Genomic DNA, 23,777 nt, shown 5'->3' with positions numbered 1-23,777 from the left:
TCTCCTCGGGGCGGTCCTCGTGCGTACGCCGCTGCGGCGTACCCGGCGTGCGTACGCCGCAGCGGCGTACCGGCCGTGCGGTCAGGCGGTGTCGTCACCGGTCCCGGGCGGTGCGGCGCTGCGGGCGCCGAACCACTCGATCCAGTTCATCGCGAAGAACACATCGCCGGAGATCTTCAGCCGGCCGCTGACGAAGGCGTCCGTGCCCTTCAGTTCGCCGACCGCCAGCGCCACCAGGTCGTGCAGGGCGAGGCCGATGGTGGCGTTCGGCGTGCGCTCCAGCGACGCCGAGGTGGTGCAGGTGCCCGCCTCGACGCTGACGTAGCGGTGCCGCACCCCCAGCGGGGTGTTGATCTCGTAGTGGAAGACCCCCGCGCCGCCCCGCGCGCGCCCGGCGCTGAAGCAGGCGCGGAACCACTCGAAGACCAGGTCGAGCAGGGCTTCGGTGCCGTCCCTGCCCTCTTCGACACCGTCGCTGCCCTCGGTGCCCTCGTGGCCCTCGTCGCCCTCCCAGTTGTCGGCGCCCTCGCTGCTGCCGCTGCTGCCACCGTTGTCGCTGCCGTCACCGCTGTCGCTGCCGTCGCCCTCCGGAGCCTCGGCGGCGCGGGAGCGGGCGAGCGTGCGCAGGCGCAGGAGCATCGCTTCCCTGGCCGTCACGACGAGGCGCCCTTCGTGACCGGCGCCGTAACCGGCTTCGTGGTGTGCTCGATCACCACGGACGCGTCCTTGCCGCCGTCGCCCGCCTCGTTGACGCGCGCGAAGCACTCACGTACGGAGTCGAGGACGGGCAGTGGGACGCCGGCCGCCACCGCGTCGCCCAGGGCGAGGCGCAGGTCCTTCTCCATGAGCGTGGAGCGGAAGAACGCGGGCTCGTAGGCACCCTTGCGCATCAGTTCGGCGCGGAAGCGCATCACGATCGAGCTGAACCCGCTCTCCGCGATGGAGGACAGCAGCTTGTCGCGGTCGAGCCCGGCCGCGACACCGTAGGCGACGGCCTCGGCGAGGGAGGCGACCTGGGCGCCCAGCAGCAGGTTGAAGATGAGCTTGAGGGTGGCCGCCGTACCCGGCGCGCCGAGGTGGACGACCTGCGCGCCAAGGGTGTCGAGGACGTCGGCCACACCGGCGATGTCGTCCTCCTCGCCGCTGGTGTAGACGCGGAGCTTGCCCTCGCGGGCCTGGAAGGGGTTGCCGACGACGCATGCCTCGACCCGTCGCAGGCCGGTGCGGGCGAGGCGCTCGGCGCACTCGCGGGCGTAGGCGGGCGAGACGGTGGAGGTGTCGATGACGACGGCCCCGGGCGCCAGGACCTCGGCCACCTGTCCGAACAGCACGTCCTCGACGGCCGCCTCGTCGGCGAGGCTCAGCAGGACGACGGAGCGGCCCTTGGCGGCCTCCGCCGCGCTCGCGGCCACGGTCGCGCCCGCCTCGGCGAGGGGTTCGGCCCTGGACGGGGTGCGGTTGTGGACGGTGAGGGTGCGCCCGGCGTCCAGGAGGCGGTGTGCCATGCCGCCGCCCATGTTGCCCAGGCCGATGAAGGCGAGGTGGCCGTCGTCGCTGTCGCCGTCGCCCTCCAGCAACTGGGCGGACGTGGGCTGCGGCCCCGGCGTCGGGGAAGGGGACGAACTCGGCGTGGGCGGCAGTTCGTACACCGTCTGGGTGAGGATCATCTCGCCGCCCCTGCGGTATGGCGCGAGCCTGCGCCGGTTCTCCACGTGCGCCTCGCTCAGCTCGAAGGAGCGGAACGACGGCTCGTCGGCCCAGTCGGTGATGACGTAGTACACGCTCTCGTCCTCGACCGAACGCACCAGCGTCTGGCCTCTGTTGGCGGGCTCGCGGGCGATGCCCGTGCCGACGTCCCGCCAGGTGCGTTCGAACTCCCGCCGCCTGTCCGGATCGATCTCCATCCGCAACATGACGCGGAAGGGGGGCCGGGAGGGAGCTTCCATGGTGTCCGCCTCCAATGCGTGGGAATCCGCTCCACGGTCACCACCCGCGCTCGACATCCGATCGAGGCACGCTCCGGGCCCTCCCCCACGCACGGGTTCCAAGCCCTGCCCGACCCGCCGTTCCTGCTCACTCCCCGGGGGCGGCCCGGTGTCGGTCGGCCGCTCCCCCACGGTGGGTGAGCGCGAACACCGCGCAGGCGAGGGCGCAGACCGCCGCCGACAGCGGCAGCGCCCCTCCGGCGCCGGCGGCGAAGGCCGCGCCCATGAGGGCCACACCGAGGGTGGCCCCGACCTGGCGTACGGCGTTGAGCAGGCCGCCCGCAGCGGGTGCGGGCCGGGGGTGTCCCGGTGATGCGTGCCTGGGCCGAGCACGGGCTCGGCATCACGCTGCTGCCCGGGTTCGCGGTCGCCGACAATCTCCGCTCCGGCGCCCCGGCCCGGCCGGCCCTGCCGCTGCCGGACCTCAGCCTGCGGCTCATGTGGCGGGCCGACCGCGAGTCCTCGCCCGGCGTACGCGACCTCCGGTACGCGGCGGCCGGCGCCGACCAGGGCGGCTCCACCGCGCTCCGACTCTTCCCCTAGCCCGCTGGGTCACCGTCTGGGCGGCAAGGACACCCCGCCCGCTCCGGACTGCGGGCGGGGGCTGGGCTGACGAAGGGGCTGGGGCCGCGATGCGCGTACTGTTCACCACCTGGGCCTGGCCCTCTCACCTGTACGCGCTCGTTCCGCTCGCCTGGGCCTGCCGGAGCGCGGGCCACGAGGTGCTGGTCGTCAGCCAGCCGGAGCTGCTGGGGCAGATCGGGTCGACGGGGCTGCCGGGGGCCGCCGTCGGCAAGGACGTGGACGGCGTGGGCATGGTGCGCGGCTATGTGCTGCCCAGCGCCGACGACCCGACCGGCGACAAGCGGGCGCCGCGCGGCGGCAAAGGCCCGCGCGCGCTGCGGATGTTCACGGCGCACGCCGACTCCATGGTGGACGGCGTCACCGGGACGGCCCGCCGCTGGGGCGCCGATCTGGTGGTGTACGAGCCGACGGCGCTGGCGGGCCCGCTCGCGGCTGCCGCGGCCGGAGTGCCGGCCGTACGGCTGCTGTACGGCACCGACCTGATGGCGCGGGCCCGGGGCCTGCTGCCGGAGGCCCTGGCGCCGCTGGCCGAGCGGGTGGGGGTGGACCCGGCGGGCTACGACCCGTTCGGCGCGGTGACGATCGACCCGTGTCCGCCCGGCTTCCAGGTGCCCTCGGAGCATCCGGTGCTGCCGATGCGCTACGTCCCGTTCAACGGGCCCGGCGGACCGCCCGATCCGCCGCTGCCGCCGCCCGGCCGCGGGCGCCGGCGGATCGTCGTCACCTGGGGGCACACGATGGCGCGGCTGGACCCGGAGCTGTTCCTGGCCGGGCACGCCGCGCGGGCGCTGGCCACGCTGCCGGGCACCGAGACGGTGCTGGCGGTCACCTCCGCGCAGCGCCCCCTGCTGGGCACGCTGCCCGAGGGGGTGCGCGTCGTCGAGGACGCGCCGCTGCACTCGCTGCTGGACGGCGCCGACCTGGTGGTGGCGCACGGCGGCGCCGGGACGGTGCTGACCTCGCTGCGCGCTGGGCTTCCGCTGCTGCTGGTGCCCCAACTGCCCGACCACGCCGGCCACTCGGCGCGCGTGGTGGCCACCGGCGCCGGCGGGGTGCTGACACGGGACGAGGCGAGCGCGGCGCGGCTGCGCGAGGAGGCGGCCCGGCTGCTGGACGCGAAGGAGGGCGCGGCCCCGCGCGAGGCGGCGCGCGCGCTGCGGGACGGCATGCTGGAGCGGCCCGCTCCGGCCTCGGTCGTGGGAGAGCTGGAGGAGCGGGTGGTCGCATGTGCGGCATAGCGGGCTGGGTCGACTACGCCCGGGACCTGAGCGAGGACGCCGCGGCCGTCCGCACCATGGTCGGCACCCTCGCCAACCGGGGCCCCGACGACGAGGCGGTGTGGACCGACGGCGACATCGCGCTCGGCCACCGCAGGCTGGCGGTCATCGACGTCGCCGACAGCACCCAGCCGATGACGGCCGTCGAGGACGGCCGCACCCTGGCGGTGCTGGCGCACAACGGCGAGATCTACAACTACCGCGAGCTGCGGGCCGAACTGACCTCCCGGGGGCACCGGTTCCGTACGGCAGGGGACACCGAGGTCGTGCTGCGCGCCTATCTGGAGTGGGGCGAGCGGTGCGCCGAGCACCTGGACGGGATGTTCGCGTTCGCCGTGTGGGACCCGCGCCGACGCGAACTGCTGCTCGTCAGGGACCGGTTGGGCATCAAGCCGCTGTACTACGCCCGGACACCGCACGGTCTGCTCTTCGGCTCCGAGCCCAAGGCGCTGCTGGCGCACCCCTCGCTGGAGTGCGTGGTGGACGCCGAGGGCCTGGCCGAGCTGCTGGCCTACATCGCCACCCCGGGGCACGCCGTCTACCGGGGCATGCGGGAGCTGCCCGCCGGGCACGTCGCCGTGCTGCGCCCGGGGCCCGGCGGCGCCGCGCTGAGCGAGTCGCGGTACTGGGCGCTGCCCCAGCACGAGCACCCCGACGACCTGGAGACCACCGTCGCGACCGTGCGCGGACTGCTCCAGGAGTCGGTGGCCGGGCATCTGCTGGCCGATGTGCCGCTGTGCACGCTGCTGTCGGGCGGGGTGGACTCCAGCGCGATCGCCGCGTTCGCGGCGCGCTCGCTGGGCGACGGGAGCCGGCCGCGCACGTTCGCCGTGGACTTCGAGGGGCACACCGAGCGCTTCCGCAAGGACTTCTGGCACGAGGACCCGGACGCGCCCTACGCCGTGGAGGTCGCCCGGCACGTGGGCGCCGACCACGAACCGGTGGTGCTGCGCACCTCCGACCTGGCCGACCCGGTGGTGGACGCGGCGGCCCTGCGCTCCCAGGATCTGCCCCGGCCGATCCCCGACATGGACCGCTCGCTGTATCTGCTGCTGCGCGCCGTGCGGCAGCGCTCGACGGTCGCGCTGATGGGCGAGGTCGCCGACGAACTCTTCGGCGGCTACCAGTCCTTCCGCGACCCGACGCTGGTGGACACCGCGAACTTCCCCTGGGTGACGATGGGTTTGCGGGTCGCGCCGCACGGGATGAGCACGGGTCTGCTGGACCCGGGCCTGCTGCGGAAGATCGACGTACCCGGATACTCGGCGCAGCGCTGGTCGGAGACCGTCGGCGAGGTCCCGGACCTGCCGGGTGAGGCGGAGACCGAGCGGGTCATGCGGCGGGTGGGGTACGCGCATCTGACGCGCTGGCTGCCGCTGCTGCTCTCGCGCGACGACCGGCTGAGCATGGCGGTGGGCCTGGAGCTGCGGGTGCCCTACTGCGACCACCGGCTGGTGGAGTACGTGCACAACATCCCGTGGGCGATGAAGACGGCGGACGGCCGGGAGAAGAGCGTGCTGCGCTCGGCCGTGGCCGACCTGCTGCCCGCCTCGGTGACCCAGCGCCGCAAGTCGCCCTTCCCCATCACCCAGGACCCGCGCTACGGGCAGGTGCTGCGCGAGCGCTTCAACGCGGTCGTCGCGGACCCGGCGTCTCCGGTGCGTCCGCTGCTGGACGGGCCGGCGTGCGCGGAGCTGGCGGGCGAGGACCGGCCGGTCGCCGTGGACGGGTGGGGCGAGCGCCGCAACGTCGAGATGGTCCTCCAGCTCGACGCCTGGCTGCGGCACTACCGGGTGCGGCTGGATCTGTGAGACGTGAGACGTCAGGGAAGGACGAGCGATGCTTCAGGAGGAACTGAAGGCGCTGGCCGAGCCGGTGCTGGAGAAGGTGAAGGCCCACCCGTTCTGGGCGGGGCTGCGGGACGGCTCGCTGCCGGGTGAGGCGCTGGCCCACTTCGTCGAGCAGGACACCGGGCACCTGCTGCCCGCCTACGCGCGGGCGCTGGCCCGTACGGCCGCCGCGGCCGAACAGGACGCGCACACGGCGCTGCTGGGCCGTTCGATCACCGGCACGCTGGAGGCGCGGGACCGGCTGCGCGGCAAGTACGCCGAACTGGCCGAAGGGCTGGGGCTGCCCGGGCCCGCGGACCCGGTGCCGGAGGCGGGGCCCGCCACCCACGCGCACTGCGCCTTCTTCAACGCCGCCTCCGCCGCCTCCTTCGCGGCCGGGGTGGGGGCGCTGCTGCCGATGGTGTGGTTCAACTTCCAGGTCTCGAACGACCTGCTGGAGCGGCACACCCCCGGCTCCCGCTACGCGAAGTGGATCGAGGCGTACCACCCCGGCGAGGGCTACGGCTACGCGGTGCGGGCCTTCATGGGCCTGGCCGACGAGATCGGCGAGACGGCCACACCGGCCGAACGCGCCCGGCTGGTGGGGCACTTCGGGTCCGGGATCCGCCACGAGTGGGCCTTCGCCGAGGCCGCCTGGTCCCGCCCCGGCTGGCCCGTATGACGGCTCGCACGGCGATTCGTACGACCGCCCGCACGACGCCCCGGCACACATCGCGACCGCACCACCCCGACCGGAAGGGACAACCGTGAGCACTCAGACCCCGCCCAGGTACCCGTTCGCCTGGACCCCGCCCATGCAGGTGCCCGAGGCCCTCAAGCATGTGCACGGCAGCTCCGCGATGGAGGTGACGCTGCCGAGCGGGGACACGGCGACGCTGGTGACCCGTTACAAGGACGTGCGCGCCCTGTTCGCCGACAAGCGGCTGTCGCGCAACATCGCGCGGCCGGACTGCGCGCGGATCTCCAAGGACAACGACCTGTTCATGGACCCGGAGATCGACCCGGACCCGCCCAAGCACACCCAGGTGCGCTCGCTGGTCACCAAGGCGTTCACAGCCCGCCGTATCGAGGCGCTGCGCCCCTACGTCCAGGAGGTCGCCGACGGGCTGCTGGACGAGATGGCCGCCGGTCCGCGGCCCGTCGAGCTGAACGAGGCGCTGGCGTTCCCGCTGCCGATCATGGTGATCTGCAAGCTGCTGGGCGTACCGCCCGAGGACCGCGACCAGTTCCGCGAGTACGTCGACGGCTTCTTGTCGGTCACCAAGATGCCGCCCGAGCAGGTCGGCCAGTGCCGGCAGAACCTGTGGAAGTACCTGGGCGACCTGATCGACGCCAAGCGCGAGAAGCCGGGCGACGACCTGGTGAGCGAGCTGATCCGGGTCACCGACGAGGAGGACAACCGGCTCAACGACCACGAGCTGCACTTCTGGTGCCAGGGGCTGCTGATCGCCGGGTATGTGACGACGGCCAGCCAGATCGGCACCGGCACGGCCGTGCTGCTGTACCACCCGGAGCTGGTGCGCGAGATCCAGGCCGACTGGTCGCTGGTGCCCTCCACCGTCGAGGAGCTGCTGCGCACCCAGATCATGGGCTCGTCGGTGGGCACCATGCGCTACGCGGTGGAGGACATCCCCCTCTCGGACGGCACCGTCATCAAGACGGGTACGAGCGTGCTGCTGTCGGAGGAGGGCGCCAACATGGACCCGGAGGTCTTCGACAAGCCCTTCGAGCTGGACATCAAGCGGCAGGACAACCACCACATGACGTTCGGCGCCGGCATCCACTACTGCGTGGGCGCCGCGCTGGCCCGCATGGAGCTCCAGGTCGCGACGGAATCGCTGCTGCGCCGCTTCCCCGACATCAAACTGGCCGTGCCCGCCGACGAACTGCCCAGGGCGCTGGGCGGATTCATGGAGGGCTTCACCGAGATACCCGTGGAGTGGTGAGCATGCTCCGTGTGACGGCGAACCCGGACACCTGCGCGGTCAGCAGCCTGTGCGTGTACCGCCTGCCGGGGGTGTTCGACCAGGACGACGACGGGCTGGTCGTCGTCCTGGACGAGACGCCCGACGCCGAGCTGCACGAGGAGGTGCGGCGGGCCGCGCGCGGCTGCCCCACCAAGTCCATCCACGTGGCCGAACACTGACCGACGGCCGGTCCGTCCGCCTCCCCGCGCCAGGGACCGGCCGCACACGGAAGGGCCCCCGACCTCTGTCGGGGGCCCTTCCGTGCGGTGCGCCGGGATCAGGCCAGATAGCCGCCGTCGATGGTGAGGACGGTGCCGGTGACGAAAGAGGCCGCCGGACCGGCGAGGAAGACGACACCCGCGGCGATCTCCTCCGGCCTTCCGAAGCGGCCCATCGCGTTGGCGGCACGCTGGACGTCCGCGAAGGGGCCGTCGTCGGGGTTCATGTCGGTGGCCACCGAGCCCGGCTGGACGACGTTGACGGTGATGCCCCGGGGTGCCAGGTCGCGCGCCGCTCCCTTGCTGTAGCCGATGACCGCGGCCTTGGTGGCGGCGTAGTCGGCGACGCCGGGGAAGCCCGCGCGGCTGGAGAGGTGGGAGCCGACGGTGACGACGCGCCCGCCGTCACCGAGGTGGCGGGCCGCGGCGCGGACGGCGGCGCCGACCCCGGCCACGTTGGCGGTCAACTGCCGGTCGAAGGCGGCCTGGTCGCGGTCCGGGTCCACCAGGACGCCGGTGGTGTAGTGGGCCGCGTTGTTGACGAGGATGTCGAGTCGCCCGAAGTCGGCGACGACGGTGTCCACCAGGCCGGTGACCTGCTGGGAATCGGCCTGGTCGGCCTCGTATGCGGCGGCCTGGGAGCCGGTGGCCCTGATGTCCGCCACCACCTCTTCGGCCCGGTCCGGGGAGGAGAGGTAGCTGACCGCCACCGCGGCGCCCTCAGCGGCCAGGGCGCGGGCGGTGGCCGCGCCGATACCCCGCGATCCGCCGGTCACCAGCGCGACCCTGCCCTCAAGCGCGCTGCCTGTCCTGGCCCCCATGGCGACTCCTCGCATACAGAATAGTTATAGCTCGAATAATGCGAGCTATAACTATCATGATTCGAAACAGCCGCGCTAGGATGGCCGTCATGACGAGGGAGCCCGGCGGGGAGCCGGAGGACGCGGAGCGGGAGGAGGAGCGGATCCAGCGCGAGGTGTGCCGGCTGGCCCACCGCTTCACCCAGCGGCTCGACACCCATGTGCGCCGAGTGGCCGAGGAGTTCGGCCTCACCGCATCCCAGGTGGTCGCGCTGCGTGAGCTGTCCGAGCCGATCACCGCGCGGACCCTCGCGGGCCGCATGCTCTGCGAACCCTCCAACGCGACGTTCGTGCTCGACAGGCTGGAGGGTCAGGGCCTGATCGAGCGCCGGCCCCACCCCACGGACCGCCGCGCCAAACAGATCGCGCTGACCCCCGAGGGCCTGCGCTGCCGGGAGCGGGTACTGGCCCGCATGAGCGAGCGATCCCCCCTCGCGCCACTGGCGAGCGCTCAACGCGAGCAGCTCTGCGAGCTGTTGGGCGCCCTGGTCGAGGACAGCTGAGGACGCACACACGGCCTCTCCCCGCCGCCACGGCGCGGACGCTTTCCGTGCACAGGACTGGGGCCCCGAAAGCTTTCGGGGCCCCAGTCGCAGGGCGTGCCCAGCACCAGGAAGGACGGCAACCGAAAGACCGCCCGACAGGACCGGCCGCGGGCCGGTTCAGCTCCGGGTGGAGACGTGCTCCCCTTCCCGCTCATCGGCGCCGGGCTGGGCGGGCAGTGCGGCACGCGGGGCCGCCTCGCTCAGCTTGTCGCCCTCGATGTCGACGTTGGGCAGCGCCCGTGCCAGCCACCCGGGCAGCCACCAGGCGCGCTTGCCCAGCAGGCTGAGCACGGCGGGCACGAGCGCCATGCGCACCACGAAGGCGTCGAAGAAGACGGCGACGGCCAGGCCGAACCCGATCATCTTGACCATGGCCTCGCTGGATCCGATGAACCCGGCGAAGACCGCGATCATGATGACGGCGGCGGCGGTGACCACGCGCGCCCCGTGCCGGAACCCGGTGACGATGGCCTCGCCCGGCGACTCCCCGTGCACATACGCCTCGCGCATCCGGGTCACGAGGAAGACCTCGTAGTCCATGGCGAGGCCGAAGACCACCCCCACCATGAAGATCGGCATCATCGACATCACAGGGCCGGTCTGCTCGACCCCGAACAGGCCTCCGAGCCAGCCCCACTGGAAGACCGCGACCACGGCACCCAGTGCGGCCACGACGGACAGCAGGAAGCCGAGCGCGGCCTTCAGCGGCACCAGCACCGAGCGGAAGACGACCATCAGCAGCAGGAACGCCAGGCCCACCACCAGTGCGAGGTAGGGCAGCAGCGCGTCGTTGAGCTTCTGGGACACGTCGATGTTCATCGCCGTCGCGCCGGTGACCAGGACGTTGGCTCCCGTGTCGGCACGCAGGTCGGCGCCGGTGTCCCGGATGGAGTGCACCAGCTCCTCGGTCTGCGCCGAGGAGGGCTTGGAGTCCGGGACGACGGTCACCATCGCGGTGTCGCCCGCCTTGTTGAACTTCGGCGGCGTGCTGGTGGCGATGCCGTCCAGCCGGGAGATCTCCCGCACGGTGCGGTTCACGGCGGACTGCGGGTCATCGCTGCCCTGCGCGTCGACGGCGAGCATCAGCGGACCGTTGAACCCCGGCCCGAAGCCGTCCGACAGCAGGTCGTACGCCTTGCGCTGGGTGGTGCTCGTGGGCTGGGAGCCGTCGTCGGGCAGGCCCAGTTCGAGCGAGGTCGCGGGAACGGCGATGACGCCGAGGCCGAGCACGCCCATCAGCAGCACCGCGACCGGGCGCCGCTGCACGAACCGCGCCCACCGGGTCCCGGCGTTCTCCTTGCCCCCGCCCCCCTTCTCGGCGCCCTCCTTCTCGGCGTCGGCCGCCTTGCGGGCCTTGCGGCCCATCACCCGCTTGCCCGCGAAGCCCATCAGCGCGGGGACGAGGGTGAGCGCGACGAGCACGGCGATCGCGACGGTCCCGGCCGCGGCGATCCCCATCTTGGTGAGCATCGGGATGTTGACGACGGCCAGCCCGACCAGCGCGATGACGACGGTCAGCCCGGCGAAGACCACGGCGGAGCCCGCCGTGCCCACGGCCCGCCCGGCGGCGTCCGCCCGCTCGCGTCCCTCGGCGAGTTCGGCGCGGTAGCGGGAGAGGACGAACAGGGCGTAGTCGATACCGACCGCCAGGCCGATCATCATCGCCAGGATGGAGGTCGTGCTGCCCAGGTCCATCACAGTGGCCAGCGCGGTGATGCTGGAGACGCCGATGCCCACGCCGATCAGCGCGGTCAGCAGCGGCAGCCCCGCGGCGACGAGCGAGCCGAAGGTGATGACCAGCACGACGGCGGCGACGGCCACGCCGATGATCTCGCCGGAGCCGGTCTCCGGGACGGCGGTCAGGGCGTCGCCGCCGACCTCCACCGTCATCCCGCTGTCACGGGCCTTCTCGCCGGTCTTCTCCAGCGCCGTGCGGCTGTCGTCGGTCAGCTCCATCGAGCTGACGTCGTAGGAGACCGAGACGTAGGCGGTCGAGCCGTCCTTGCTGATGGCCTTGGCCATGAACGGGTCGGCGACGCTCGCCACCTGCTCCGAGCCGGACTTCAGGTCGGTGACGACGCGGTGGATGTCGGCCTTGTTCCCGGGGTCGGTGATCTTCTCACCGCCCGGGGCCTTGAAGACGACGCGCGCTGTGGCGCCGTCGGCCTTGGCGCCGGGGAAGCGGTCTTCCAGCAGGTCGAACGCCTTCTGCGCCTCCGTGCCGGGGACCGAGAACGCGGTGGCGGTCGCCGTCGGCGCGCTGGCAGCCGCCGCCCCGGCTATGCCGAGCAGCACCACCCACAGCAGGGCGACGAGGCCGCGCCGCCGGAAGGCGAACCGGCCCAGCTTGTACAGATACGTGGCCACGAGGTCGGACTCCAGTCGTGGTGGAAGGCCCTCCTACGGGACGCGGCACACACCTCTGGGCGCACGGGACCCGCGGAAGGGGAGGGAAGTGAGGAAGGTGAAGAGGTGGAGAGGGGTGCCGGTGTCAGGCGCGGAGGGCGGGCAGCACGACAGCGTCGAAGTAGGTGACCAGGAATTCCTGGGTCACCGGCTTCTCCTCGATCAGATCGCCGGTGATCAGCGCGCCGAGAAGCATGTGCGGTACGAGGTCCATCGCGGGGTTGCCGGCCCGGATCTCGCCTCTGTCCACGGCCCGGTCCAGCAGGACCCGCAGATCGGCCAGACCCGGTTCGATCAGCAGCTCGCGCAGCGCCTTGAGCAGTTCGGGGTTGTCGTGCGCGGCCCGGCCGACACCCCGCATGAGGGCGGCGTCCTGCTCGATCCGGCAGTCGTCGAAGCCGCTCATGATGATCCCCATGAGATCGCCGCGCAGGGATCCGGTGTCGACACCGGAGGGCTCGGGCCCGGGCTTGCCGTGCTTGAGCGCCCGCGCGACCAGCTCGGGCTTGCTGCCCCACTGGCGGTAGAGGGTGGCCTTGCTGGAGTGCGTGCTGGCGGCGACGGCGTCCATCGTCAGCGCGTCGTAGCCCACCTCGCGCAGCAGCCGCAGCACGGTCTCGTAGAGCTCCGCCTCGCGCTCCGGGGTGATTCTGCTACGCCGCGTCGTTGCCACGCACCACATTCTCGCACCTCCAGCGGTACGAAACGGTTTCGTACCGCTTACGACCATACCCCAAGCGAAACGGTTTCGTTTCGCTTGGGGTATCCGCTTGGCGCGGCCGGCCCACCGGACGGCACCGGCAGCCGGGCAGCGGCCCGGAGGCCTTCCCGGTCGCCGGGCTATCTTGCTCGGACAAAGGACCGCTTTCTGAGAACAGCCCAGCGTCACCGTTATCACCCTCAGCTACTTGTCAGTCCGTCGTAGCTTCGGAGAGATGGGCCGTCTCGTCAGCCCAACAGGGCGTCGCAGGCAAGGAGTTGAGTATGGGAGCACAGGACGCGCAGGGCACGGCCAAGAGGCTGCGGGCGATCAGCGACGAGGTGTCGGACCGTTTCTACGAGCGGGCCGACGTGGTGCGGACGCTGGTGGTGACGCTGCTGGCCGGGCAGCACTCGTTGGTGCTCGGCCCGCCCGGAACGGCGAAGTCCGCGATGGCCCGGGAGCTCACGGGCAGGGTCGAGGGGGCGGCCTACTGGGAGATCCTCCTGTCGAAGTTCACCACGCCGACGAGGATGTTCGGCCCCATCGACGTCGCCGCGCTGACCCGGGGTGAGTACCGCCAGGTCTACGACGGCCGCGCCACGACCGCGCACGTCGCGTTCATCGACGAGATTTTCAAGTGCTCCACGGCGGCACTGAACGAGACGCTGGGCTACCTCAACGAGCGGATCTACCACCCCGAGAGCGGCGGCGAGCCGATCCGCTGCCCCCTGATCGGGGCCATCACGGCGAGCAACGAACTGCCCGCCGGGGAGGATTCGGCCGCGATCTACGACCGGCTGCTGGTGCGGATCGAGGTCGGGTACCTGGCGGACCCCTCGAACTTCGCCGCGCTGGTCCGCTCCGCCGCCGGCCGCCCGGCGGCACCGGCACGGACCACCATCGAGCTGGCCGCGTTACTGCACGCCGTGACCGAAGCCGTCCCGGCCGTGGACGTCCCCGACGTGATCGTGGACGCGGTGTGTACGCTGCGGGCCGCCCTGCGCCACAAGGAACTCATCGCCTCCGACCGCCGCTGGCGGCAGGCGGTGGGCCTGCTCCAGGCATCCGCGTACCTCGACGGCCGCCCGGCGGTCGCCGAGACCGACTTGTCGGTGCTGACTCACGTGCTGTGGGACTCCCCCGCCGAACGCCCCACCGTCGAGCGCGAGGTGCTGCAACTGGTCAACCCCGACGCCAAGGAGGCACTGGACCTGGCCGACGCCGTCGAGGAGCTGGAGGCCCAGCTCGACGCCATGGCCGGGCAGTCCCGCGAGGCGCTGAGCGAGTGGGTCATCAAGAACGCCCACAACAAGCTCGCCAGGGCCGGGAAGCGGCTGGAGAAGCTGCGCGAGGAGGCCGCGGGCGCCGGCCGCTCCACCGCCGCCATCGACCGGGTCACCGGCCGCCATCGCGCCGTCCGCGCCCGCGTTCTCACCGAGGCCCTCGGCGTGGACGCGAGCATGGTGCAGGCCCAGTTCTGAACGCCGGGGGATCAGGACCATGGGCAGGACACCGAGCAAGCTGGGCGAGCTGGCGAGCGGGGCCGGGAAGTGGCTGGCCCTGGCCGACGCGGCGCCAGAGCGGCACACCACGGCCGTGGTCGCGGACCGGTTCGAACAGATCGCATGGCGCGACACCTACGGGCAGTCGGCCGGACTGCGTGAGCTGGCCGAGGAGCTGAACGAGCGCTACGACTGCACCACCGACCTCCTGGCCGACACGTTCCTGGCCGCCTACAAGGCCGGCCCGCGGTTGCGCGAGCGCGCGGAGATGGACCCCTCGCGGCTGGTCAACCACCAGGTCATCACCGCGCTGGTGGAGTCGCTGGAGTTCGCCGAGCTGCGCCGGGAGACCGCCGGGGACCCCTACGCCGCCGCCATGGCCGTGCTCGCCCAGGCCGCCGCGCTGCGCCGGATGCTGGAGCGCTCCCGGGATGCCCAGGAACAGGCCGAGCAGGCGAAGAAGGCTCAGCAGGCCGCCGAAGGCGCGGCGACCGCCGTGGGTGAGGCGCTCCAGCAGGCCGCCGACGGGGCGGAGGGTTCCGATGGGGACGGCACCGTGCCGGCCCCGGCCGCCGACGCCGTCCAACAGGCGATCGAGACCGCTCAGACGGCCGAGGCCGCCGCGCAGCAGGCCGCCCAGGCCGCCGCGCAGGCCCTCGCGGCGGCGGCGCCCGGCATCGGTGCCGCCGCGCGGAACGCGGCGGCGAAGGCCGCCGGGGCCGCGCGGGAGGAGGCCGCGCTGATGCGGGCGTGGGGAGTCGATTCCGGCGAGCTGGAGCGGATGCCGTTCGACCAGCGCGCCCGGCTCGCCGAGCGGCTGCGCACCAGCCGTCTCGCACAGTGGGCCGAACTGATCGGCCGTTTCCGGCAGATGGCCGGCGGTGAGCGCGCCCGCAGGGTGGAGAACGCCGCCGGTGAGCTGATCGGCGTCACGCTCGGCAATGACCTCTCCCGCGTCATCCCCTCCGAGCTGGCCAACCTCGGCCTGCCCGAGCTGCGTGCGGTGTTCGCCGCGCGCTACGCCGCCGGGGAGCTGATGCTCTACGACGGCCAGGGAGAGCAGACCACCGGCCGGGGCGCCGTCATCGCGTGCGTGGACACCTCACACTCCATGTACGAGGCAGGGCCCGGCGGAGTCACCAGGGAGGCGTGGGCCAAGGCGTGCGCCCTCGCGCTGCTCGATCAGGCCCGCCACGCGGGGCGTGACTTCGTCGGCATCCTGTTCTCCGCCGCCGACAAGCTCCAGGTCTTCCGCTTCCCGGCCGGCCGGCCCGCCGACGTCGCCCAGGTGCTCGACTTCGCGGAGACCTTCCTCGGCGGCGGCACCAGCTACCAGACGCCCCTGACAGCGGCCGGCGAACTGCTGGAGGAGGAGTTCAACGACACCGCCCGCGCGCGCGGCGACATCGTGATGCTCACCGACGACGAATGCGGCGTCACCGAGGAATGGATGCGCGGCTGGAACGGCGCCAAACGCCTGCTGGGCTTCCGCGTCTTCGGCGTGGCCATCGGCGCCCCGCCCGCCGCCGAAGCCGGCTCGGTCCTGGACGCCCTGTGCGACAACCTCCGCTCCATCGAGGACCTCGGCGACGTCCACGCCGCCGCCGACCTCTTCCGCGTGATCTGACCCGGCGTCCGCCGCCGCGGACATGCGGGGAGGGGCCGCCGTACGGCCCCTCCCCTCGCGCTGTGCCCTGCTCCGTCCGAGCCGGCGGCGCCGGCTCAGCTCCTCGTGTACAGCGCGCGTACCGCCTCCGTCAGCGCCGCCTCCGGGGCGTCGGCGGCCCCCTCCGCGCGCCAGGCGACGAAGCCGTCCGGGCGGACGAGGAGGGCGCCGTCGGCGGCGATGCCGTGCTTCTTGGCGACGCCGTTGCCGGGTGCCGTCAGCTCCGCGTCCGGGCCGCCGACACGGTGTGCGTCCACCCGGACGCCCGTGGCCGCCGAGACCGCGCGGGCCGCGTCGATCCACGCCTGGCCGCCCTCCGCTGTGAGCACGACCGGCGCCCGCCCGTACAGGTCGAGCGAGGAGATCCGCTCCCCCGCCCGGTCCAGCTCGATGTGCGGGGCACGCGTGCCCGGCTCGCCGCTCAGGTGCTGCGGCGGGACCGGCGGGCCCTCGCCGTAGCGGTAGCCGAAGACGGTGGTGCCGTACGCCTCGGCCGGGTCGGGGCCCTCGCCCTCCCCTTCCCCGTCGGGCCCGGTGCGCTCCTGCATCATGCCGAGGGCCTGCTGGAGGGTCATCCAGGCGACGGGGTGGCGCTCGGTCTGGTAGGTGTCCAGCAGTTCGGGACCGGACTCGCCGTCGATGACGGCGGCCAGCTTCCAGGCCAGGTTGCCCGCGTCCTGGATGCCGAGGCTGGCGCCGAACCCACCGGTGGGCGGCACCAGATGGGCCGCGTCGCCGACCAGGAAGGCGCGGCCCCTGCGGTAGTCACGGGCGACCTGGGCGCCGATGATGAAGCTCAGCCACTTGGCGCCGCCCGCCGGGAGCTGCGGAATGATCCGCACGTCCAGGTCGGGCTGGCCGATGGCTGCCCGGACGAGGCCGATCGCCTGCTCCTCGGTGACGGTCTCCAGCGTCTCCCCCTCCGGCATGGCGGTGGCGAAGATCCAGCGCGTCCGGCCGTCGTGCGCGAACAAGATGGTGGAGGGCGCCGGCTTGTCGAAGTAGCAGACGCCGACGTCACGGCCCCTGGCCGCCTGGCTCAGATCGGCCTCGAAGAGCACCGAGAGGGTGGTGGCGAACTCGCCGGGCCCGTCGGTCCCGATGCCGAGCCGCTCGCGGATCGGGCTGCGGCTGCCGTCGGCGGCCACCAGGTACTCGGCGCGCACCGTGCGCTCCTCGCCCGTGGTGATGTCCCGGAGCACGGCGGTGACCCCGGCCCCCTCCCCCTCGTCGGACTGCTCGAAGGAGACCAGCTCGGTGGAGAAGGCGAGTTCGGCCCCGAGCTCGGCGGCGCGGTCGCGCAGCAGGTGCTCCAGCCGGTCCTGGTCGATCGGCGCCCACTCGCACGGGCTGACCCCGCCGCTGGGGTCGGGCTGGTCGGTGGGTCCGCTGAACATCTCGGGGCCCGCGAGGGTTTCGGCGCGGATCATCAGCAGCTTGCTGAAGTCGGTGGCGAGGCTGGCCTCGGACCAGATCGGCCCCTCCAGACCGACCTGGCGGTAGAGCTCCACCGTCCGGGGGTTGACGCCGCGCGAGCGCGGGTGGCTGAGGGTGTCGGGGTGGCGTTCCACGACGAGGGCGCGGATGCCGTGCCAGCCGAGGAACACGGCCATGGACAGCCCCGTGACCGCGCCGCCGACGATGAGGACCTGCGGCTCCTGTGAGGTCTTGCTCATGGGGTACGGACTCCTTGTGTGGGACCGGCGGCGGCTCAGGGGGCCTTGCGGCAGATCACGATCGTGTCGTAGTCGCTCAGCGGCAGCGTCTCGGTGGAGGCGAAGCCGGCACGCTCGGCGTGCGCGACGACCTCGGAGACGGGGTATTCGGAGCCGCCGTCGGTGACCAGCAGCATGTCCAGGCTGATGACGAGGTTCTCGACGTGGTCGGGCTCGTCGTCCAGCATCCGGTCGTAGATGAGCAGCGCGCCGCCGGGGTTGACGGAGTGGAAGGCCTTGGCGACCAGGTCGCCGCGCTGCTGCTCGTCCCAGTCGTGCAGCACGTGTCCGAGCGTGACGACGTCGGCGCTGGGCAGCGGGTCGGTGAAGAAGCTGCCGCCGTGGAAGGTGAGCTTGCCGGTCAGCCCGCAGGAGGCGATTTGCTCCTCGAACAGCGGCTCCATGGGCGGCAGGTCGAAGACGTGTCCGGCCAGGTGCGGCTGGGCCTTGACGATGATGGAGCACAGGTTGCCGCGGGCGCCGCCGATGTCGAGGACGGACTCGTAGCCGCTCCAGTCGAACTTCTCCACCAGCTCGGGGCCCACCACGTGGGTCAGCGCGTCCATCATGCCGACGAACTGGCGCAGGATGTGCGGGTTCTTGGTGACCTCTTCGAAGTCGCTGCCGGACTGCTGCTGACCGGTGCGCAGCGCCTCGGACAGCTTGCCCCAGGCCGGGTAGAGGTTGCGGTTCGAGCGCTCCAGGAAGCCGCCGACGTAGGTCTTGGCGCCCCGCACCAGATAGGTGCCGGGGCCCTCCGCGTTGCCGTACCTGCCACCCTCCTCCCGAGTGAGCAGGCCGAGCGCGGCCAGCAGGTTGAGCCAGTCGCTCAGGCCTCGGCCGTGCAGCCCCAGCTCCTTGCGGATCTCCTCCTGGGTGGCGGGACCCTTCTCGTTCAAGGTGGTGAACAGGCCCAGTTCGACTGCGGTCAGCAGCGCCTTCGCGTCGCAGAACGCGTTGCTCAGCCGGATGATTCCGGCCGGGGTGCTGACATCCAGGCTGGTGTGCGTCATGCGCAGGACTCCATCCTTCCGAAACGGCCGTGGCCAGGCGCCAGTGCCGCTTGCGGGAGGGTCACACCGGAGAGTTGAGCGCCCCTCGAACGGTGCTGGGGAGTGCGCCCTGGCCCGGTCCTCAGCCCTTGCGGAGAGCGTTCCCCGCCACATCTCCAGCAGCCCTCAAGAGGCCGGGGCTATTCATCTGGGGTGCCGAAACCGGCGGCGTGGAACCAGCCGCCCAGCCCATTCAGAGGGGACATGCATGTATGACGTCGACTTCCCGGCCCTTGCAGGACCGAGATTGTTGACTCGGCCGGAAGGGCGTTGATTGCAAGTGGAGCGCCGCCGGCTGCGACGTGGTCCCCTGCGTCCGGAACTACCTTGCGGTGGTTCTGGGGCGGTTGACTGCGCCCCGCTTCCACACAGCCTCGGCCCGGTGGGCGATGTTGCGGGAGCCTCCCCCAAGCTCTCAACTTCGTTCGAGCAGGGAGGTGCCCCCATGGTCCGCGTGCAGCACTGCTCCGCAGGAGCGGCAGGCGAACCGTGCTTGGGACACCCGGTTGGTTCGGTGGGTGTGCCGGCACTCAGAGCACTGGCGGGAGGTGTTGCGCGGGTCGACGAAGACCACGGGCACTCCTACCCGCCTGGCTTTGTACTCGACGAAGGCGCCGAGTTGGGCGAAGGCCCACGAGTGCAGTCGGGACCGCTGAACTTTCCTGGCCGTGACCCTCTGCCGGATGCCGGACAGGTCTTCCAGTCCGATGCCCCGGGAGGTGCGTTCAGCGGTATGGACGAGCTTCTTGGCGATGATGTGGTTGCGCTGGGTGGTGTATCGGGCCTCGCGGCCCCGGAGACGCTTCAGGCGCCGCTTGGCGGACTTGGTGCGCTTGGTCCGCAACTTCTTGCGCACGTCGCGATGGTGGCGACGGTAGCGGCTGACCCGACGCCCGGACATGATCCGGCCGTCCGACGTGGTGGCGATATTGACGATTCCCAAGTCAACCCCAAGGAAGCCGTCCGGCTCATAAGCGAGCGGCTCGGAGACGTCAATGGTGGCGATCAGGAAGAACATCCCTTCTCGCATCATCAGATCAGACTCCCCGCTGCGCGAGGCAAGCAGCTCCAGCGCCCGCTCGGAGCCCACGAACGGGATGCCCTTCAACCGTCCGGTGACGGTCCAGATCGACACCGTTCGCTGATCCAGGTTCCACGTCAGGATCCGGTCGTCATACGGCTGCGCGGCATCCTCGCGGAAGACGATTGGCTTGGTCTCCGCCCTCTGCCGACGCTTCACCTCCTGCGAGCCGAGGTTCCCGGCTTTGATATTCGCCTTCAAGGTGGCGTAGGCATCGACCACCTTCTTGATCACGCGCACAGCGGGCTGCGCGGCGAGATCGAAGGTGTCCTTGACCTCGTAATACACCGCCTGCTGCAACGCGTTGCGCCTGAACAGACCCTTGGCGTGCGCCGTCTCGGAAACCCAGGTGGCAGCCCGGTTACAGGAACGCAGGGTCGCCGCCAGCGCGTCCGGTTCATACACGGACGCAGGCAGCAACTTCACCCGCACGGCGATCTTCACAAAAACACACTAGCTCACCATTGGAGATAAACGTGCCGTCCAAACACAGCGAAGACAACTCCGCCTCAGCACAACTCCGCTCCGAAGGAGCCATTCCTTCCGAGGCTGAAATCCCGGAAGGAATGTCTGAACAGCAGGTGAAGATCCCGGTCCTGATCGTGGGCGGTGGTCCCGTCGGACTGTCCACCGCGCTCTTCAGCGGCCGACGGGGAGTCCGCACGATGCTGCTGGAGAAGCGGGACAGCACCTCCATGCTTCCCCGGGCCCCCGGCCTCCAGGCCCGCACGATGGAACTGTTCCGCGCCGCCGGCCTGGGCAAGGAGATCCGCGCGCTGGAGAAGGGGAACTCGCACGCCTACTTCGAAGGCGGGATCATCAAGGTCGACACCTTCTCCGACATCGACAACGCCGAGCTGCTGGAGGCGCCCTCGCTGGACGGCCCGACCGTCAGCCCCGAGCGGGTCATGGGCTGCGGCCAGGACCGCTACGAGAAGGTGCTGGTCGCCAAGGCACGGGAGTACGGCGCCGACGTACGGTTCAACACCCGACTGCTCTCCTTCGAGGCCGACGACGAGGGCGTGACCGCCATCGCCGAGGAGGCCTCGACGGGCAAGCGCCTGACCATCCGCGCCGACTACCTCGTGGGCGCGGACGGAGCGGGCAGCCGCATCCGCCAGGCCCTCGGGGTCGAACGCGTGGGCCGCGGCACCGTCTTCAACGCGCTGAGCATCTACTTCCGGGCGCCCGAGCTGGAGACGCTGCTCAAGGACCGCAAGTTCATCCTGTGCTACGCCTCGGCCGGGGGCTCCCTGATGGGCCTGTCCCGGCTGCACGGCTGCGACCCGTGGCTGGCGGCGCCCATCTACTTCCCGGAGAAGGGCGAGAAGCCCGAGGACTTCACCGACGACCGATGCGTGGAGATCGTGCGCCAGGCGGCCGGCAAGGACATCGACGTCGAGATCATGGACAAGGTGCCGTGGCAGGGCGCCCAGCTGGTCTCCGAGACCTTCCGCGTCAACCGGGTCTTCCTGGCGGGCGACGCCGCGCATGTGCACCCCCCGGCCGGCGGGTTCGGCGCCAACACCGGCATCCACGACGCGCACAACCTGTCGTGGAAGCTGGCCGCCGTGCTGCACGGCTGGGGCACCGACGAACTGCTGGACACCTACGACGCCGAGCGCCGGCCGCTGGGCACGGCGATGTCCGAGCAGGCGCTGGTGCGCAACCGCATCCGCCACGGCTACGCCACCGAGCAGGACCGTCAGGACTTCGTCGACGACGTGATCATCACGCTCGGCTACCGCTACCGCTCCTCGTCCATCGTGGGCGCGCCGCAGAGCAAGGTCCTCACCCCCGACCTGGAGCTGACCGGCGAGCCGGGCACCCGCGCCCCGCACGTGTGGCTGACCCGGCAGAGGGGGGACACCGAGGAGACGATCTCGGCGATCGACCTGTTCTGGGACGACTTCGTGCTGCTGCACGGCCCCGAGGGCGGCGGCTGGGCGAAGGCGGCTGTCAAGGCGGCGGAGAAGCTGGGCGTTCCGCTGGTCACCCACGCCGTCGGGCCGGACGAGGAGCTGCGGCCGACCGAGCGCGACTGGGCCGAGGTGTACGGGGTCGGCCCGCAGGGCGCGGTGCTGGTGCGGCCCGACGCGTTCGTCTCCTGGCGCTCGGAGGGCGGCGCGGCCGACCCTGACACGCTGCTGGAGAGCGTGCTGGCCCGCGCCTCGGCGATCTCCCCCGCGGCGATCACCCCTGCCGGCGACTCCGCCTCCTGAGCCCCGAGCCTGTGAGAGGAGCGCGATGAGTGAGAACGTGACGGCCGAGGCCGGGCGGGTGCTCGGCCAGGCGATGGCCTTCCAGCCGGCGAAGCTGGTGCTGGCCGGGGTCGAGGTCGGCCTGTTCGGCACGCTGGCCGAGGGGCCGCTCCCCGAGGAACGGCTGAGGGAGCGGCTGGGGCTCCAGCCGCGCGGCTGCGACCACTTCCTCGCGGCGCTGGCCGAACTCGGCTTCCTGGAGCGCACACCGGACGGCTCGTGGGCCAACTCGCGGATCTCCGCCCAGCTGCTGGTACCCGGGGACCCGGCGTCGCTCAGCGGCTTTCTGCGGCTGGCCGACCGGGTGATGTACCCGGCGTGGGACAAGCTGGCGGAGGGGCTGCGCACGGGCGCTCCGCAGGCGGCCACGTACACCGGCGAGGACATGTTCGGCGAGCTGTACGACAGCGAGGAGAAGAAGGACGGGCTGGTCGGCATGGCCGAGGACGCCAGCCGCCCGCTGATCCCCGCGCTCACCGAGGTCTTCGACTGGAGGTCGTACCAGTCCGTGCTGGAGCTGGGCGGCTGCCGGGGCAATGTGCTGGCCGGTCTGGTGCGCGCCCATCCGCACCTGGACGCCCAGGTGTTCGACCTTCCGCAGCTGAAGGGGGACTTCGACGCGCACATCGCGTCCCTGGGCATGACCGGCGAACTCGGCTTCCACGGCGGTGACTTCTTCGCCGGGCCGCTGCCGGAGGCGGACGTGCTGATGCTGGGGCACGCGCTGGTGGACTGGAACGACGAACAGCGCGGTCGGCTCGTCAAGAACGCCTTCGCCGGGGTGCGCCCCGGTGGGGCCTTCCTCGTCTGGGACCCGGTGATCGTGCGGGAGGAGGAGAGCTACCTGCGCAATCTGCTGCGCAGCCTCAACCTTCAGCTGATGACCCCGCACGGAAAGGGCTACACCCTGGAACAGTGCACCGCCTGGATGCGGGACGCGGGCTTCGCCCGTGTGGAACACCGCTCGCTGGGCCACGATGTGACGCTGGTGATCGCGCACAAGGCCCCGTAGGGGGCCCGGTCAGGTGCCGGAGGGGCTGGATTTCAGCCCCTCCGAAGGCACCTCCCGGCCGAAGGCTGGGGGAGGGAAGGGTGGGGCAGGGGCACAGCTCCTTGCCGTCACTCCACGGTCAGGACCAACTTCCCGTCCAGCCCGCCCGCCTCGCCCCTGCGGTGGGCCTCCGCCGCCTCCGCGAGGGGGTACGGGGCGTGCAACGGCACATCGAGGGCCCCGCGCCGGTACAGCGCAAGGGCGAGTTCGAGCGCGGGCCCCGTCCGGTCGGCGTCGGGACCGCCGCCGGAAAAGAGCGCGCCGTGCTCCTGCGCGGCTGCGGGATCGGCGAGGGTGAGCACCCGCGTGCCGTCCTCCGCCAGCGCGACCGAGTCCCCCAGGACATCGGCGCCCGAGGCGTCCAGGACGGCGTCGACCCCGTGCGGCGCCACGGCCCGTACGCGGTCGGCCCAGCCCTCGCCGTAGGTGACGGGTTCCGCGCCCAGGGCGGTGAGGCGGTCGTGCGCGGCTTCGCCCGCCGTGCCGATGACCCGCGCTCCGCGCTCCAGCGCGAAATGGACCGCCAGGTTCCCGACGACCCCCGCGGCACCGTGGACGAGCACGGTCTCCCCCGGGCCCACGTTCAGCTCCTCCAGGGCGCGGTAGGCGGCCTCGGCGGCCACGGGGAGCGCTGCCGCACGGCGCGCGTCCAGGTCCTCGGGCCGGTGCACCAGGGCCCCGGCGTCGGCGATCACATGGGTGGCGTAGGCGTGCGGGGCGCGGCCGAAGACCTCGTCGCCCACCTGAAGGCCCGAGACCCCGTCACCGGTCTCCTCGACGGTGCCGGCCACTTCGAACCCGGGGATCCAGGGGAGTTCGAGGGGCATGAAGGCCGCCATCGCCCCGCTGCGCAGCTTCCAGTCCAGCGGGTTGACCCCCGCTTCGCGCACGGCCACCCGCACCTGGGTGGGGTCGGGCTCGGGGATGTCGATACTGGTGGGCTTGAGGACGTCGGGGCCGCCGTACGCGGCGAAGGCGATCGCCTCGGGCATGGGGAGCACCTGCTTTCGTTCCGGTGGGCGCTGCTCCCGGCCGGCTCGCGGCCATGGTGGC

21 protein-coding genes are annotated in these 23,777 nt (G+C 72.0%); 11 read left to right on the top strand and 10 right to left on the bottom strand.

From position 1 onward, the window contains the following. Positions 1–81: 81 nt before the first annotated feature. The 3 genes from OHB04_RS32250 to OHB04_RS32240 form a co-directional block, all read right to left on the bottom strand. On the bottom strand, positions 82–657 hold the full coding sequence (locus tag OHB04_RS32250; protein WP_326808839.1) for an SCP2 sterol-binding domain-containing protein: 576 nt from the start codon (positions 655–657) through the stop codon (positions 82–84). After that, positions 654–1,946, bottom strand: coding sequence for an NAD(P)-binding domain-containing protein (locus OHB04_RS32245; protein ID WP_326691175.1), 1,293 nt, complete (start codon positions 1,944–1,946; stop codon positions 654–656). The genes OHB04_RS32250 and OHB04_RS32245 overlap by 4 nt, the downstream gene beginning before the upstream one ends. A 127-nt stretch (positions 1,947–2,073) precedes the next feature. Further along, entirely contained in the window at positions 2,074–2,211 is a 138-nt protein-coding gene (locus OHB04_RS32240) for a hypothetical protein (RefSeq protein WP_326808838.1), read from the bottom strand. A gap of 86 nt (positions 2,212–2,297) precedes the next feature. Between OHB04_RS32240 and OHB04_RS32235 the strand changes: the two genes are divergently transcribed. The 6 genes from OHB04_RS32235 (at position 2,298) to OHB04_RS32210 (ending at position 7,843) form a co-directional block, all read left to right on the top strand. Further along, a complete protein-coding gene (locus OHB04_RS32235; protein ID WP_326691173.1) occupies positions 2,298–2,528 on the top strand; it encodes a LysR substrate-binding domain-containing protein in 231 nt (76 codons plus the stop codon). A gap of 89 nt (positions 2,529–2,617) precedes the next feature. Further along, positions 2,618–3,808 carry a nucleotide disphospho-sugar-binding domain-containing protein gene (locus OHB04_RS32230; protein WP_326691172.1) on the top strand — a complete coding sequence of 397 codons (1,191 nt, stop codon included), beginning with the start codon at positions 2,618–2,620 and terminating at the stop codon, positions 3,806–3,808. Continuing rightward, positions 3,796–5,658, top strand: coding sequence for an asparagine synthase (glutamine-hydrolyzing) (gene asnB, locus OHB04_RS32225; protein ID WP_326691171.1), 1,863 nt, complete (start codon positions 3,796–3,798; stop codon positions 5,656–5,658). The genes OHB04_RS32230 and asnB overlap by 13 nt, the downstream gene beginning before the upstream one ends. Positions 5,659–5,686: 28 nt before the next feature. Continuing rightward, positions 5,687–6,358 (top strand): TenA family protein, encoded by a 672-nt coding sequence (locus OHB04_RS32220; RefSeq protein ID WP_326808837.1) that lies wholly within the window; start codon positions 5,687–5,689, stop codon positions 6,356–6,358. An 85-nt stretch (positions 6,359–6,443) separates the two neighbouring features. Continuing rightward, positions 6,444–7,643 (top strand): cytochrome P450, encoded by a 1,200-nt coding sequence (locus tag OHB04_RS32215; protein WP_326691168.1) that lies wholly within the window; start codon positions 6,444–6,446, stop codon positions 7,641–7,643. Between the two features lie 2 nt (positions 7,644–7,645). Next, a complete protein-coding gene (locus tag OHB04_RS32210) occupies positions 7,646–7,843 on the top strand; it encodes a ferredoxin (RefSeq protein ID WP_326691167.1) in 198 nt (65 codons plus the stop codon). A gap of 98 nt (positions 7,844–7,941) precedes the next feature. Here the strand turns inward: OHB04_RS32210 and OHB04_RS32205 are convergent, their stop codons facing one another. Beyond that, positions 7,942–8,703, bottom strand: coding sequence for an SDR family oxidoreductase (locus OHB04_RS32205; RefSeq protein WP_326808836.1), 762 nt, complete (start codon positions 8,701–8,703; stop codon positions 7,942–7,944). Between the two features lie 89 nt (positions 8,704–8,792). Here OHB04_RS32205 and OHB04_RS32200 point away from each other — a divergent pair, with 89 nt between their 5' ends. Further along, positions 8,793–9,245, top strand: coding sequence for a MarR family winged helix-turn-helix transcriptional regulator (locus OHB04_RS32200; RefSeq protein ID WP_326691165.1), 453 nt, complete (start codon positions 8,793–8,795; stop codon positions 9,243–9,245). A gap of 159 nt (positions 9,246–9,404) precedes the next feature. On the opposite strand, the gene OHB04_RS32195 is transcribed toward OHB04_RS32200, so the two are convergent. Both OHB04_RS32195 and OHB04_RS32190 read right to left on the bottom strand, forming a co-directional pair. Further along, the gene (locus OHB04_RS32195) at positions 9,405–11,654 is read right to left on the bottom strand and encodes an MMPL family transporter (protein ID WP_326691164.1); all 2,250 of its coding nucleotides are present in this window, start codon (positions 11,652–11,654) and stop codon (positions 9,405–9,407) included. A gap of 124 nt (positions 11,655–11,778) precedes the next feature. Continuing rightward, complete coding sequence (locus tag OHB04_RS32190) at positions 11,779–12,375, bottom strand: TetR/AcrR family transcriptional regulator (RefSeq protein ID WP_326691163.1); 597 nt, start codon at positions 12,373–12,375, stop codon at positions 11,779–11,781. A 302-nt stretch (positions 12,376–12,677) separates the two neighbouring features. Between OHB04_RS32190 and OHB04_RS32185 the strand changes: the two genes are divergently transcribed. Then, positions 12,678–13,877 carry an AAA family ATPase gene (locus OHB04_RS32185; RefSeq protein ID WP_326808835.1) on the top strand — a complete coding sequence of 400 codons (1,200 nt, stop codon included), beginning with the start codon at positions 12,678–12,680 and terminating at the stop codon, positions 13,875–13,877. 19 nt (positions 13,878–13,896) lie between these two features. Beyond that, positions 13,897–15,525 (top strand): VWA domain-containing protein, encoded by a 1,629-nt coding sequence (locus OHB04_RS32180; RefSeq protein WP_326808834.1) that lies wholly within the window; start codon positions 13,897–13,899, stop codon positions 15,523–15,525. A gap of 95 nt (positions 15,526–15,620) precedes the next feature. On the opposite strand, the gene OHB04_RS32175 is transcribed toward OHB04_RS32180, so the two are convergent. From OHB04_RS32175 to OHB04_RS32165, 3 genes are all read right to left on the bottom strand, one after another. Continuing rightward, the gene (locus tag OHB04_RS32175; protein ID WP_326808833.1) at positions 15,621–17,240 is read right to left on the bottom strand and encodes an FAD-dependent monooxygenase; all 1,620 of its coding nucleotides are present in this window, start codon (positions 17,238–17,240) and stop codon (positions 15,621–15,623) included. A 35-nt stretch (positions 17,241–17,275) separates the two neighbouring features. Then, complete coding sequence (locus tag OHB04_RS32170; protein WP_326691159.1) at positions 17,276–18,292, bottom strand: methyltransferase; 1,017 nt, start codon at positions 18,290–18,292, stop codon at positions 17,276–17,278. A gap of 454 nt (positions 18,293–18,746) precedes the next feature. Beyond that, positions 18,747–19,856: an RNA-guided endonuclease InsQ/TnpB family protein gene (locus OHB04_RS32165; protein ID WP_326691158.1), complete on the bottom strand. Its 1,110-nt coding sequence runs from the start codon at positions 19,854–19,856 to the stop codon at positions 18,747–18,749. A 122-nt stretch (positions 19,857–19,978) separates the two neighbouring features. Between OHB04_RS32165 and OHB04_RS32160 the strand changes: the two genes are divergently transcribed. Then, entirely contained in the window at positions 19,979–21,634 is a 1,656-nt protein-coding gene (locus OHB04_RS32160) for an FAD-dependent monooxygenase (protein ID WP_326691157.1), read from the top strand. Between the two features lie 25 nt (positions 21,635–21,659). Then, positions 21,660–22,685 (top strand): methyltransferase, encoded by a 1,026-nt coding sequence (locus OHB04_RS32155; RefSeq protein ID WP_326808832.1) that lies wholly within the window; start codon positions 21,660–21,662, stop codon positions 22,683–22,685. A 107-nt stretch (positions 22,686–22,792) separates the two neighbouring features. On the opposite strand, the gene OHB04_RS32150 is transcribed toward OHB04_RS32155, so the two are convergent. Next, positions 22,793–23,716 (bottom strand): NADP-dependent oxidoreductase, encoded by a 924-nt coding sequence (locus OHB04_RS32150; RefSeq protein ID WP_326808831.1) that lies wholly within the window; start codon positions 23,714–23,716, stop codon positions 22,793–22,795. Positions 23,717–23,777 lie beyond the last annotated feature (61 nt).

Origin of the sequence: Streptomyces sp. NBC_01775 (assembly GCF_035917675.1) — a bacterium.
Lineage (GTDB): Bacteria > Actinomycetota > Actinomycetes > Streptomycetales > Streptomycetaceae > Streptomyces.
The sequence above is the reverse complement of the archived record's forward strand: the minus strand, read 5'-3'. Positions and strand labels throughout refer to the sequence as shown.

What these genes read in the sequence shown, in the direction of transcription:
- OHB04_RS32245 (WP_326691175.1), bottom strand. Translation starts at nt 1,946, where the DNA reads ATGGAAGCTCCCTCCCGGCCCCCCTTCCGCGTCATGTTGCGGATGGAG.
- OHB04_RS32240 (WP_326808838.1), bottom strand. Translation starts at nt 2,211, where the DNA reads ATGGGCGCGGCCTTCGCCGCCGGCGCCGGAGGGGCGCTGCCGCTGTCG.
- OHB04_RS32235 (WP_326691173.1), top strand. Translation starts at nt 2,298, where the DNA reads ATGCGTGCCTGGGCCGAGCACGGGCTCGGCATCACGCTGCTGCCCGGG.
- OHB04_RS32230 (WP_326691172.1), top strand. Translation starts at nt 2,618, where the DNA reads ATGCGCGTACTGTTCACCACCTGGGCCTGGCCCTCTCACCTGTACGCG.
- asnB (WP_326691171.1), top strand. Translation starts at nt 3,796, where the DNA reads ATGTGCGGCATAGCGGGCTGGGTCGACTACGCCCGGGACCTGAGCGAG.
- OHB04_RS32220 (WP_326808837.1), top strand. Translation starts at nt 5,687, where the DNA reads ATGCTTCAGGAGGAACTGAAGGCGCTGGCCGAGCCGGTGCTGGAGAAG.
- OHB04_RS32210 (WP_326691167.1), top strand. Translation starts at nt 7,646, where the DNA reads ATGCTCCGTGTGACGGCGAACCCGGACACCTGCGCGGTCAGCAGCCTG.
- OHB04_RS32205 (WP_326808836.1), bottom strand. Translation starts at nt 8,703, where the DNA reads ATGGGGGCCAGGACAGGCAGCGCGCTTGAGGGCAGGGTCGCGCTGGTG.
- OHB04_RS32200 (WP_326691165.1), top strand. Translation starts at nt 8,793, where the DNA reads ATGACGAGGGAGCCCGGCGGGGAGCCGGAGGACGCGGAGCGGGAGGAG.
- OHB04_RS32190 (WP_326691163.1), bottom strand. Translation starts at nt 12,375, where the DNA reads ATGTGGTGCGTGGCAACGACGCGGCGTAGCAGAATCACCCCGGAGCGC.
- OHB04_RS32185 (WP_326808835.1), top strand. Translation starts at nt 12,678, where the DNA reads ATGGGAGCACAGGACGCGCAGGGCACGGCCAAGAGGCTGCGGGCGATC.
- OHB04_RS32180 (WP_326808834.1), top strand. Translation starts at nt 13,897, where the DNA reads ATGGGCAGGACACCGAGCAAGCTGGGCGAGCTGGCGAGCGGGGCCGGG.
- OHB04_RS32175 (WP_326808833.1), bottom strand. Translation starts at nt 17,240, where the DNA reads ATGAGCAAGACCTCACAGGAGCCGCAGGTCCTCATCGTCGGCGGCGCG.
- OHB04_RS32170 (WP_326691159.1), bottom strand. Translation starts at nt 18,292, where the DNA reads ATGACGCACACCAGCCTGGATGTCAGCACCCCGGCCGGAATCATCCGG.
- OHB04_RS32160 (WP_326691157.1), top strand. Translation starts at nt 19,979, where the DNA reads ATGTCTGAACAGCAGGTGAAGATCCCGGTCCTGATCGTGGGCGGTGGT.
- OHB04_RS32155 (WP_326808832.1), top strand. Translation starts at nt 21,660, where the DNA reads ATGAGTGAGAACGTGACGGCCGAGGCCGGGCGGGTGCTCGGCCAGGCG.
- OHB04_RS32150 (WP_326808831.1), bottom strand. Translation starts at nt 23,716, where the DNA reads ATGCCCGAGGCGATCGCCTTCGCCGCGTACGGCGGCCCCGACGTCCTC.